Here is a 13,068-nt window from a genome sequence, read left to right as displayed (position 1 = left end):
AAAATAAGATAAATTCTTTAAATTTTAAATTTTGTTATTTTTCTGTTAATTTAAGTTATGAAAAAACCTTGAAACAATGAAATGGTTTTCAAGGTTTGATTGAATTTTTATTAATATATTTATTTAAAATATAATAATTCAAAATTATTGCGAGTATATATATTTTCAAAAATATCTTGATTTAACAATTGATTAGTAATTAAATAGTTGTCTTGACTCTGCAATATAAAAATAAAAGGATTATCATTTAGCAAAATTTCTTCAATTATCTCATAAGCTTTATCTTGTTTATTTTCATTTTTTGTTAGTTTGATATAATCAATTAAATTATCTAGTCTTCTATTTTCATAATTAAAATAATTATTTTCAGACTCAGAATAAAAGTTGTCAGTAATAAAATTAAATTTATTGTTATAATTATATGTCATTATAAAAAGTTGCCCGTTTAAATCATCTTTTAAAATATTTAAATATTTAGTCCAATTATACTCATTTATATCCAAGTCAATATAATTAGATTTTAATTCTTTTTTTATTAATTGGCTAATTTTATTATTTAATTTAGAATTATTAATAGCAATTTCCAGTAAATATTTTTTATTAATATTTAATTCTTGTTTTGATAACTGCTGGTTTTGATAATTTATTTTGTTTAATATTTTAAGATCATTGCTTCCGTTTTTTAAATAACTAAAATTATTTAAATTTAAGTTTTGAATAAACTCATTTTTATTTAAAATAGACTTAATTTTTTCATTTCTCTCTTTAAAATTTGGATTAAGGTCAAAATTATTTTTATAATTAAAAGCAGCAAAATAAATATTATTATCTACAATTTTTTTAAAACTATAATTATTTTTTATGTTTTTTTGATGTTGATAATCAGTAAATTGATCTTCTTCAAGTTGATATAAATCAAAATCTTGATAATTACTATTTAAATCATTTGATTCATTAAAATAAAAATCAATTTTTTTTAAATATGGTAATTTTTCTTTTTGATAATTATTTTTCCAGTAATTTTTATTTTCAGTTAAAACAATTTTATTATTTAAAAATTCTTTTAATTTAAATGCACCAGTTCCTACAGGTGCTAAAGCAAAGTTTTGATCTGTATTCAAAACTGCTTGTTTTGGTATTACTACTGCTGCTTCCTTAACTAAATTATAAATAAAGGGAGCATATGGCTTTTTTAATTCTATTTCTAATTGATAATCATCAATTACTCTAATGCCAGTTATTTCTTTTTCCTTTTGCTGACGATAATCATCATATCCAAGTACTTTATTAAAAATCTCTGCATTTGGTGATTTATTTTCCGGATTAGCTAAATATTCAAAAGACCATTTCCAATCCTCAGCAGTAACTTTTCTCTGCTCTAATGGTATCTCTTTTCCATCCCTTTTATATGGATGAAAATATACATCTTTTTTTAAAATAAAGCTAAAAACAGTCGAATTTTCATTAATTTCCCATGATTTACTTAAATTATTAACTATTTCTCCTTTATTATTTAAAACTAATAATTTGTCAAAAATTTGGCTATTAATTATTTTTTCGGTCTGGTTAAATGAATAAATTGGATTTAAATTTAAAGGTCTTTTATTTATTTTAACTTTTAAATCACCACCATAATTTTCAGCATTTACAGTATATACCCCAGTTATTATAATTAATAAAACTAAAATAATTATTTTTATTTTTTTCATTTTTTTCCTCCAAATTGAATAACTTATTTAAAAAATAGCTGCTTAATAATATTATTCGTTAAAAATAAGAAAATCCCTGTCTGGATTTTAAAAACCAGTACAGGGATATAATGAAATATCACTATTTGTTTATAAATCTAACAAGTGACAGGCAGCAAAATGTCCATCACCATATTCTTTAAACTCTGGTTCTTTAACAGAACAGGGTTCAAAGGCTTTTGGACAACGGGGATGGAATCTACAGCCAGAAGGTGGATCTACCGGTGAAGGAACATCTCCTTCTAAAATAATCCTGTCTTTTTTCTTCTTTGGATCTGCTTCTGGAATTGCAGATAATAATGATTGAGTGTAAGGATGCATAGGATTCTTAAACAATTCCTTTTTATCTGTCAATTCAACTATTTTACCCAAATACATAACTGCAACTCGATCACTTATATGCTTAACTACACTTAAATCATGTGCAATAAATAAATAGGTTAAACCAAATTCCTTCTGTAAATCCTGAAGTAAGTTTACAACCTGAGCCTGAACTGAAACATCAAGAGCAGAAACTGGCTCATCTGCAATAATCAACTTAGGATCTACTGCTAAAGCCCTAGCTACACCTATACGCTGACGCTGTCCACCACTAAATTCATGCGGGTAACGATGCATATATTCAGCACCAAGTCCAACATTTTCGAGTATTTCTCTTACTTTTTCATTGCGCTCTTTTTTGTTTTTAGCTAACTTATGAATATCAAGTGGTTCACCAACAATATCAGCTACTGTCATTCGTGGATTAAGTGATGCGTATGGGTCCTGAAAAATAATCTGCATATCACGTCTTATTGCACGCATTTGTTTTTTATCAAGATCCATTACACTTTTTCCTTCAAATATAACTTCTCCAGCAGTTGCTTCTAAAAGTCGTAGAATGGTTCTACCTGTTGTTGATTTACCACAACCTGATTCTCCTACTAGACCGAGTGTTTCTCCTTCTTTTACTGCAAAAGAAATATCATCAACAGCTTTTACATGTGCAACAGTCTTTTTAAATATTCCAGCTTTAACTGGGAAATATTTTTTTAGATTTTTAACTTCTAGTAAATTTTCAGCCATTATTTTTGAACACCTCGATCCTCATAAATTCTTTCTCCACGCTTTTTAATCTCTTCTAAATCTTCATATCTCCAGCAGCGAACCATATGACCATCTGCTGCATCCTCTAAAGGAGGTTCTTCATCATAACATTTCCCTTCTGCTAAAGGACAACGAGTGTTGAATTTACATCCTTCAGGAAAGTTTAGTGGAGAAGGTACACTACCCGGAATAGCTTCCAATCGATCTACATCCTTATCTAATTTAGGAATTGAATTCATTAATCCCCAGGTATATGGATGTTTAGGATCATCAAATAATGTATTAACATCAGTATATTCTACTACCTTACCTGCATACATTACGGCTACTCTATCAGACACCTCTGCAATTACTCCTAAATCGTGAGTAATCATCATAATTGACATTCCATAACTTTCTTTTAATGAATTCATTAATTCTAAAATCTGAGCCTGGATTGTCACATCAAGAGCTGTTGTTGGCTCATCTGCAATTAATAATTTTGGATCACAACTTAAAGCCATCGCTATCATAACACGCTGTCTCATACCACCAGATAATTGATGGGGATATTCGTCCACTCTCTGTTCTGGAAGAGGAATACCTACTTTCGTCAGCATATCAATAGCTTGTTTTCTGGCTTCTTTTCTATCTACACCTTTATGCAGCATAATTGCTTCAATGATTTGATCTCCAACAGTATAAACTGGATTTAAAGATGTCATTGGCTCCTGAAATATCATGGAAATATCATTACCACGGATTTTGCGCATTTCTTTTTCAGGAATTTTAATTAAATCTTCACCTTGGAAATTAATTTCTCCAGCTACAATTTTTCCAGGAGGAGACTCAATTAACCTCATGATAGAAAGTGAAGTAACACTTTTACCACAACCAGATTCCCCAACAATACCTAAAGTTTCACCAGGATAAATTTCGTAATCTACTCCATCTACCGCTTTAACTACGCCTTCTTCAGTATAAAAATATGTTTTTAAGTTTTTAACTTCTACTAAAGCTTCTTTACTCAAGAAATTCACCTACCTTTTTAACGTCTAGAAAATTAACATTAACTAATTAAGTTTTGGATCTAATATATCACGGAAAGCATCACCAATTAAATTCCAGGATAAACAAAATAATGTAATTGCAATACCAGGAATTATAAGTGTATACCAGTAATTTAAAGGATTACCCTCAACACCTAAAATCCAATTACGAGCAAAGGAAATCATCTGCCCCCAATCAGCATAACCTTCAGGTGTACCTACCCCAAGAAAACTAAGAGTAGAAGCGGTTATAACCATTGAACCCATTCTCATAGAAGCCTGAATTACAACCGGGAAAATAGTATTCAAAATTATATGTCTGAAAATAATTCTAAAATCATTTGCACCTAAAGCCAGTGCAGCTTGTACAAATTCATCTTCTTTAACCGATAAAACCTGGGATCTCATTAATCTAGCTGTACTCATCCAACTAAAAGTAATTAATGCTATCATAACATTAGTAAGTCCCTGACCTAAAATTGTCACTAAAACGATAGTTGCTATTATGAAAGGGATTGACATAAAAACATCTGTAATTCTCATTAATATTTCATCAATCCAACCACCATAATAAGCGGCTAGCGTTCCTAAAATTATACCAATCGATGTACTAATTCCTACAACTACCAAACCAATTGTAAAAGCAGTTCTTGTTCCCCAAACAATACCATAAAAAATATCATATTGCCCCTCAGTAGTCCCAAATATATATTCTTCACTTGGTGGCTGAGGTTCAATTGACCAACCAGCTCTTGGAATCAAATAAGGATCATCTGGATCTGTAGGTGGTGCAATCCAGGGTGCAAAAACTGCAACTATAATAAAAAATGCAATTATTAAAATACCAAGTAATGATATTTTATTCTGTAACAAACGTTTAACAACTTCTTGCCATTCCACTAAACCATCACTCCAATCTAATTCTTGGGTCAATTACAGCATATGATACATCCACAAATAAATTAATTAAAATTAAAAGAAATCCAAAGTATAAAGCTCCTCCTAATACACCTGGATAATCAAGCTGCTGTGCTGCATTTGCCATAAATTGTCCTAATCCTCTTATATTAAAAATACTTTCGACTATAACCAGTCCACCTGCTAATCCAAGCACCATTTGACCTGCAACTGTAACTACAGGAATTAAAGCATTACGAACAGCATGCTTATAAACTACAATGTTATCTGCAAGTCCTTTAGCTCTAGCAGTACGAATATAATCTTTTCTTAATGTTTCTAACATATTAGAACGTGTTATTCTTAATATAAAAGCCCACCATAGAATTGAAATAGTAATTACAGGAGCTATTAAATGTCTAATAGCATCTAACACAATAGAAAAATTTAAATTTAAAATTCCATCAAGAATATGCATACCAGTATAACTAATAAAATCTGCAGATCTAACTATTTCTGTTGCCCAGTTTGATAATCTTCCTGGTGGCAGCCAACCTAAAACCCCATAGAAAATCATTAATACCACTAAACCGAAAACAAAAGATGGAAATGACCATCCGATAACTGCAAAAATTCTTATTGTATGATCTAATATTTTATTATGATGAACTGCCGAAAGCACCCCGAGAATTATACCACCAAATATAACTGGAAATAAAGATAATAATGCCAGTTCTAAAGTAGCAGGAAATCTATCAGCTATTGCTTTTGTCACAGGTGCACCTGCCGATTCTGACCAACCAAAATCACCCTTTAAAACTCCCCCAATCCAGCGGCCATATTGTTCATACCAGGGGTCATCTAGTCCATATTTAGCTACCAGTTGATCAATATCTTCAGCCCCCTTTAATTGGGCTGGATCATTAATATAGGTACTTAGTCTTTGATAAGGTCCTAACATCATAATCATAGAAAAAATTAACATACTTACTCCAAAGAGGATTATAGGTAAAATAAGTAAGCGTCTTGTAATGTAAGATATCATCCTCTATATTCATCCTTTCCAACTTTTAATTATCTAAACAATAATATATCTGGGGGCAAATATCCCCCCAGATATTTAATGAAAATATTTTTACTAAATGTATTCTACTTATCTAATGAATAGAAATATTGACCTGGATCTCTAATTGGATCATAATACCAACCTTCTACCCAATCTCTCATAACTACCTGAGCTGTTGGCTGATAAAGATAGAAATCAGTTCCATTTTCATAAGATATTCTCTGAATTTCACGATAGATTTCTGCACGTGCTTCTGGATCTGTTAAGGAAATTGCTTCTTCAATTAAAGGATCGATATTTTCTTTTGCAAATTCTGCATAATCCTCTCCTTTAAATCCACCATAAGTTCCTGTGCTGCTCACAAATGGAACTGCAAAGTTATGTGGATCTGCATAATCAGCACCCCAAGCAATGAAACCTAAAGTAAACTTTTCGGCAATTAGTTTATCCAGATATGATGCCCACTGAATTCCACGTACATTAATTTTAAATTTAGGATTGATTCTTTCTACATAATATTTAAGCATATCAGTAGCACTCTTACGAACATCGTTACCAGAATTATAAAGAATTGTTATCTCAAAACCTTTTTCCCATAATTCTCCGTCAAATGCCTTTTTGAAATGCTCTTCTGCTTTATCTAAGTTCAATTCATAAGTAGTAGAATCTTCATCATAACCTAAAAGTGGTTCTGGAATTGGGCCTCTACCCTGCTGTCCATCACCATCTAATACATCATTAATAAATGCTTCATAATTCATAGAGTAAAGAAATCCTTTTCTAACATCAATATCACTAAAGAAGTTAGAAGGAACACCATTACCATCAAGTTTACCACTGTGAACATCAGGGTTACCTTCAGTTACAATATTATAATTCATTAAACCAGCACCCATATAGATGTTTGGCAAACCTGTAATTACTTCAACACCATCCATATTCTCTACCTGACTCATATACTGCTTATCTACATAGACAATATCAGCATCTCCACGCTGAAGCATTAATTTACGAGTTGACCACTCATCAATCATCTTAATAATTACTTTTTTAACAGCTGCAGGTTCACGCCAGTAATCATCATTTCTATTCAATACTACTTCTTCTCCATTAACCCATTCTACAAATTCATAAGGGCCAGTTCCGTTCATTTTCTCAAATAAAGGATCTTCTTCTTTAGTTGGGTTAGTATATTCAGCAATTGTTTCTGGTTGACCATCCCAGTCTCCCTGCTCAATTGTCCATTCTTTATCAACAATTGCACCAAGACCATTACCCTGAGTAATAATACTTAAAAATGGTGGGAAAGGTTTTGGAAGGTGGAAAATAACACTGTTTCCATCAACTTCAATAGCTTTTTCCAGATATGCATAAACTTCAGCTGATTCTTCTGCAGTTAAATCCTTAGCAGCTTTTTCTTCCCCTAAAACCTCAGTAATAACATCAGATAAAGAACCCATTTGGAAAAGTGGTTCATAAATCATCCAAACTGGTCCACCATCTCGATCTTGAATTAATGCTCTTAAGAAACTATATTTAACATCTTCTGGAGTTAATTTATTACCGTTATGAAATACTACATCATCTCTAAGTGGAAATTCATAAGTAGTATTATCATCTCTAATTAAACCATTTTCCACAGTTGGTACTTCAGTTGCCAAATGTGGCATGAATTTTGTAATATCACCCTCATCAAATTTAATTAAATTTTCATATACATTATTTACAATCTCTGCACTTGCTGTATCATACTGAAAATGAGGATCAAGACTATCTATTGTCCCCATATTAACTTCTACAAAAGTATCAGGGTTTTTTACTTCCTGAGCTCCTATTATAGAGGACATTGTTATCAATAAAAATAAAGTTAAGGTAATTATTAATGTTTTTTTCATACTCGAAATTCCCTCCTAATAATTGTTTAAATAAAAAAATTACTCCCTAATCTCTAATCAACTTGTATTTTATCCCTCCTCCTTTAAAATATGAATTTAGATTAAGAATCCAAATTTATTGATAAGATTCTTTAAAAATTAAATTTTCACTAACTTAAATTATATAATTATTCAATAGAAAAATCAAGTTTAGCCTGAGATATATACTATGATTTAAGATAAATAAAACCATTATAAATCATTATTTTATTATGATAAGTTAAATAATACCAAGTTTAAATTTGATAAACCGTAAATTTCAAGGTTATTCTCTTTATAAAAATTCTTAGTTGAGATTACTCTTCTAACAAAGTTATCAGTCTCTTTAAATGGTAACTCTTTATTGATATTTCCTTCCCAACCCTCATTAATCCAAACTCTTACATTTCTTTCTCCAGCATTATAGGCTGCAATAGTTTGAATTAAATTTTTATCAAATTTTTGATATAAATAAGCAAAATACCAACTTCCAAACTTAATGTTCACTTCTGGATTATTTAAATCTTCTAATTTAAAATTATTATAACCCAGTTCTTCTGCTATCCAAATTGCTGTAGAGGGCATTAATTGCATTAAACCAACTGCGCCCTTCGAAGATTTTGAATGATTATTAAATCTACTTTCTACATAAATTAAGGCTGCCAATAATTCTTTTTCAATAGCAAATTCTTTAGCATACTTCTCAATTTCAGTTTGGTATTTTATTTGTTCAAAATTCCTTCTGATTGTCCATAAATCAAAGTCGTTATTTATAAAAACAAAGAGCAAAATCGATAAAATAATGAAGATAACAATTTTAGTTAGATATTCTTTAGCCAAATTTATTTATCCTCCTCAATCAAGCTCTATTTTTTGCTGCTAAGGAGTGGATAATCATTTCGGCAGTTGCCAAATTTGTTGCTAGAGGAATCTCATGCACATCACATAATCTTAGTAGAGCACTTACATCTGGTTCGTGTGGTTGAGCAGTTAAAGGATCTCTTAAAAAAATGACTCCGTCTAAGCGATTTTTAGCAATTTCAGCTCCAATCATTTGATCCCCACCAATTGGTCCAGAGGCCATTCTTTCAACATCAAGACCGGTTTCATCAATTAATCTTTGCCCTGTTGTACCAGTTGCTATCAACCGCATATTTGCAAGTGCTTCCCGATGCTTTTTTGCAAAGTTTATCATATCTTCTTTTTTTTCATCATGAGCTATTAAAGCAATTCTAATCAATGTATCATCTTCTCCTTTCAACACTTTATTCCATTTTATCTCTAACTTCTCTTTTAATTCCTCTATTGTGGAATTGTTTTCTATTACTACATCTGCTTTCTTTTTTTTCTCTTCAATTGATAATTGAGAATTAATTCTTTTTAATGCAGCTTCTTGGTCAAGATTATTTCTTTTCTTTAATCTTTTAATCTGGGTTTTTTTAGAAGCAGAGATAACCCAAACCTGATCACAAAATCGATTTAATCCAGTTTCATATAAAAGTGGTGCCATAAAGACTACAACTTGATTGTTTTCTAAATACTTATGAGCTTCCTCTTTCATTTCATAAATAATTAATGGATGAAGAAGAGTTTCTAGCTTTTTTCTTTTTGCTGCATCAGAAAAAACTATTTCTCCCAACTTTTCTCTATCAAATTCTCCATCTTCTTTTAAAATATCTTTTCCAAATTCATCAATTACCCGTTTCCAACCTTTTTCGCCTTTTTGAGTAATTTTATGAGAAATTTGGTCTGCATCAATAATTTTTGCGCCTTTTTTCTTTAAGTATTCTGCAGCTGTCGATTTCCCAGTTGCTATTCCTCCTGTCAAACCAATGATCATATTACCCCCCACTTTCTTACTTTATTTTTGGCATTGAGGACAAAAGTAAGTTGAGCGACCACTAACTTTTATTTTTTCAATTTCTTTTCCACAAGTGTAACATTTTTCTCCCTGACGCTGATGAACTCTAAGTTCTTCCTGAAATGAACCCTTTTCTCCAAAAGCATTGACATAATCGCTAAAGCTTGTGCCTCCATAAATAATTCCTTTTTTGAGAATTTCCCGCATCTGATGATAAATCTCTTCTTTTTCTGCTTCACTTAAAGTATCGGCCGTCCTATCTGGTTTGACACCGGCCCTAAAAAGTATTTCGTCTGCATAAATATTACCAATACCAGCAATAAAATGTTGATTTAACAGTAAAGATTTCATTAAAGCTCTTCTATTATCAAAAAGTTTTTTAAAGTCTTCTACAGTTAAGTTATCGCTCAATGGCTCAGGACCTAGTTCAGCAAGACCGCCAGCTTGTTCAGGATGTTTTTTATCAATTAAATAAACCCGGCCAAATTTACGGATATTATTAAATCTTATTTCCTGCCCATCATTAAGACTAAAAATAACATGGGTATGTTTATCTCTAAATTCTTTAACTTCTTTTACCAAAAGTTTTCCAGTCATTCTAAGATGAATAACCATATTTTTATCTGTGTCTAATTCAATAATTATATATTTTCCACGTCGATTAATCGCTTCTATTTTAGAGCCAATTAAAGAATTTTTAAAAGTTTCAATATCATTTTTAGGATATGCAATCATATTTTTTTCTCTAATCTCAACTCCTGTAACTACTTTATCTGTAACTAAAGGCCGCAAACCTTTAATTACAGTTTCCACCTCTGGCAGCTCAGGCATTATAATTCACCTCATAATCTTCTTTATCTCGCCAATTTTCTCCAATCTGTAGGTCAACTAAGAGTGGTACATCTAATTTTGTAGTATTTTCCATTTTTTCTTTAATTAGTTTTGCTGCTTGATCCAGCTGATTTTTATTAACTTCAAATACTAGTTCATCATGAACCTGCAGTAAAATATTCAAATCAAAATCCGCTTCTTTTAAAGCATCATAGACATCTAGCATTGATTTTTTCATTATATCTGCAGCAGTTCCCTGAATTGGTGTATTAACAGCTGTTCTTTCTGCAAAAGATCGACGATGATAATTACTGCTGTTAATTTCTGGTATATAACGGCGACGGCCAAACATAGTTTCTGCGTATCCACATTCTTTAACTTTGGTAATAGTCTGGTCCATATATTCTTTTACTCCTGAGAAACGTTCAAAATATTTATCAATATATTCTTGAGCTTCTTCAACTGGAATATCTAAATCCTGACTCAAACCATAAGCACTCATCCCATAAGCAATACCAAAATTAATCACCTTAGCATGACGTCGCAAGTTTGGTGATACTTCTTCTGGCGCAACCTCAAAAACCTCTGCCGCGGTTTCTGTGTGAATATCAGCTCCACTATTAAATGCCTCTTTTAATTTTTCATCACCACTAAGGTGAGCAAAAACTCTCAGCTCAATTTGGGAATAATCAACAGCAAGTAAAATCATCTCTTCCCTAGAAGGGATAAAAGCTTTACGAATTTCACGTCCCTCTTCTGTTCTAATCGGTATATTCTGCAGATTAGGGTCAGTGCTGCTCAATCTTCCGGTAGCAGTTACCATTTGGTTAAAAGAAGTATGAATTTTACCAGTTTCTTCATTGATTAATGGTGGTAAAGAGTCAATATAGGTTGATTTTAACTTGGCAAGCTCTCTATATTCTGAAATTAAAGGAATAATTTCATGTTTGCCTTCTAATTTTTCTAAAACACTGGCATTAGTAGAATAACCTGTTTTAGTTCTTTTAATCACCGGCAGTCCCAATTTTTCAAATAAAATCTCTCCGAGCTGCTTGGGGGAGTTTAAATTGAATTCTTCTCCTGCAAGTTCGTGAGCTTTATCAACTATAATATCTAATCTTTTACCAAGTCGCTCAGACAAAGAATTAAGCCATTTTTTATCAACTTTTACCCCATTATATTCCATTCTGGCTAAAACTTTAATTAAAGGCAGCTCAATTTCCTGATATAATTTTAATAAATTATTTTTTTCAAGTTCAGGCAGCAGCTTTTCTTTCAATTCGAAGAGCTTAGAAATTTTTACTGCTTCCTTCTTTTCTGTCTCAAGCTGATCAAAAGAAATAGTCAACTTATGACTAAAAACCTCTTCTACTTCTGGAAGTGAAGATGAAGGCTGAAGCAAATAATATGCTAACAGCGGCTCAAAACTTATATTTAAAATTTCAATCTGATGATTCAATAAAGAAAGTGAAACTTCTTTAGCATTCAGCATTATTTTTTCTATTCTTTCTGATTCTAAAATTTCTTTAATCTCTAAATTAATCTTATCTTCTGGATAATATAAATATATTTTGTCTTCATTTTCTATCGAAAATATAAATTCTTCAATTTTACCTGAAATTGCTTTATTTCCTTTTTCTAATTTTAAGGCTACAGCTATTTTACCAGCTTTTATAATTTTTTCTTTAAAATCTTTTAAGTCACTTTCTTTTAATTCTTCTATTTCAAGATCTTCAAAGTTAGCTTCTTCTTTAAAATCAAAACGATCAAGAAGCGATGTAAAGCCAAGTTTTTCAAATTGTTCTGCAGCTTCCTGATCATCATAAAGATCCAGGCGACATTTATCAAAATTAATATCAATAGGGACATCTCTTTTAATTTTACCCAACCGATAGCTCATTCTTGCCTGATCTGCATATTTGTGTAAATTCTCTTTGCGTTTTTTGCCAGAAACTTTATCGATATTAGCTAAAATTTCTTCCATGGTTCCAAATTCTTTTAATAATTTTAAAGCTGTTTTTTTACCAATACCTGGTACTCCTGGTATATTATCAGAACTATCTCCCATTAATCCTTTTCTGTCTATTAATTTTTCTGGAGTTAGCTCATATTTTTCCATCACTTTATCTAAATCAAATTTTACTAAATCAGATATACCCTTCCGAGTGTATAAAACATTCACATTTTCCGAAACTAACTGCAGTGCATCCCTATCACCAGTAACTATATAAACTTTATAACCATCTTCTTCAGCTTCTTTAGAAAGAGTTCCTAATAAATCATCGGCTTCATAGCCTTCTTTAGCCATCATTGGAATCTTTAGTTTTTCTATTGTCTGCTGCAAAAGAGGTATTTGTGGTACCAGTTCCTCGGGCATTTTTTTTCGATTACCTTTATAGTCTTCATACTCTTCATGTCTAAAAGTAGGCGCTTTTTTATCAAAAGTTATAATCATTCGGTCTGGATTCCACTCATCATTAAGACTGAAAAGCATCCGTATAAAACCAAAAACTGCATTTGTATATTCTCCATCATCATTAGTTAATAATGGTAAAGCATAGAATGCACGGTGAGTTAAACTGTGTCCATCGAGTAAAAAAAGTGTTTTCTTCTCCTTGTTTTCTTTATTTGACAAAAT

10 protein-coding genes and 1 pseudogene are annotated in these 13,068 nt (G+C 31.1%); all 11 read right to left on the bottom strand.

The features are described from left to right. Positions 1-119: 119 nt before the first annotated feature. Positions 120-1,709 (bottom strand): ABC transporter substrate-binding protein, encoded by a 1,590-nt coding sequence (locus HSACCH_RS01740; protein ID WP_005487369.1) that lies wholly within the window; start codon positions 1,707-1,709, stop codon positions 120-122. A 129-nt stretch (positions 1,710-1,838) separates the two neighbouring features. Further along, on the bottom strand, positions 1,839-2,813 hold the full coding sequence (locus HSACCH_RS01735) for an ABC transporter ATP-binding protein (protein WP_005487367.1): 975 nt from the start codon (positions 2,811-2,813) through the stop codon (positions 1,839-1,841). Next, complete coding sequence (locus tag HSACCH_RS01730; protein ID WP_005487365.1) at positions 2,813-3,844, bottom strand: ABC transporter ATP-binding protein; 1,032 nt, start codon at positions 3,842-3,844, stop codon at positions 2,813-2,815. Before HSACCH_RS01730 ends, HSACCH_RS01735 begins: the two co-directional genes overlap by 1 nt. A 42-nt stretch (positions 3,845-3,886) precedes the next feature. Further along, positions 3,887-4,762: an ABC transporter permease gene (locus tag HSACCH_RS01725; RefSeq protein WP_005487364.1), complete on the bottom strand. Its 876-nt coding sequence runs from the start codon at positions 4,760-4,762 to the stop codon at positions 3,887-3,889. A 7-nt stretch (positions 4,763-4,769) separates the two neighbouring features. Further along, positions 4,770-5,804, bottom strand: coding sequence for an ABC transporter permease (locus HSACCH_RS01720; protein WP_040476915.1), 1,035 nt, complete (start codon positions 5,802-5,804; stop codon positions 4,770-4,772). A gap of 104 nt (positions 5,805-5,908) precedes the next feature. Then, positions 5,909-7,720, bottom strand: a complete 1,812-nt coding sequence (locus tag HSACCH_RS01715; protein WP_005487362.1) for an ABC transporter substrate-binding protein — start codon at positions 7,718-7,720, stop codon at positions 5,909-5,911. Positions 7,721-7,969: 249 nt separating this feature from the next. Beyond that, on the bottom strand, positions 7,970-8,578 hold the full coding sequence (locus HSACCH_RS01710; RefSeq protein WP_005487361.1) for a lytic transglycosylase domain-containing protein: 609 nt from the start codon (positions 8,576-8,578) through the stop codon (positions 7,970-7,972). A 19-nt stretch (positions 8,579-8,597) separates the two neighbouring features. Continuing rightward, entirely contained in the window at positions 8,598-8,975 is a 378-nt protein-coding gene (mgsA, locus tag HSACCH_RS14245) for a methylglyoxal synthase (RefSeq protein WP_407635723.1), read from the bottom strand. Positions 8,976-9,029: 54 nt separating this feature from the next. Further along, positions 9,030-9,578 (bottom strand): annotated as a pseudogene (gene coaE, locus HSACCH_RS14240) (dephospho-CoA kinase); the annotation flags it as partial. Positions 9,579-9,599: 21 nt separating this feature from the next. Further along, entirely contained in the window at positions 9,600-10,430 is an 831-nt protein-coding gene (gene mutM, locus HSACCH_RS01700; RefSeq protein ID WP_005487358.1) for a DNA-formamidopyrimidine glycosylase, read from the bottom strand. Beyond that, positions 10,423-13,065: a DNA polymerase I gene (gene polA / locus HSACCH_RS01695; protein ID WP_005487356.1), complete on the bottom strand. Its 2,643-nt coding sequence runs from the start codon at positions 13,063-13,065 to the stop codon at positions 10,423-10,425. The genes mutM and polA overlap by 8 nt, the downstream gene beginning before the upstream one ends. Positions 13,066-13,068 lie beyond the last annotated feature (3 nt).

Origin of the sequence: Halanaerobium saccharolyticum subsp. saccharolyticum DSM 6643, assembly GCF_000350165.1 — a bacterium.
Classification (GTDB): Bacteria; Bacillota; Halanaerobiia; order Halanaerobiales; family Halanaerobiaceae; genus Halanaerobium; species Halanaerobium saccharolyticum.
This window is presented reverse-complemented; position numbering and strand designations above follow the sequence as displayed.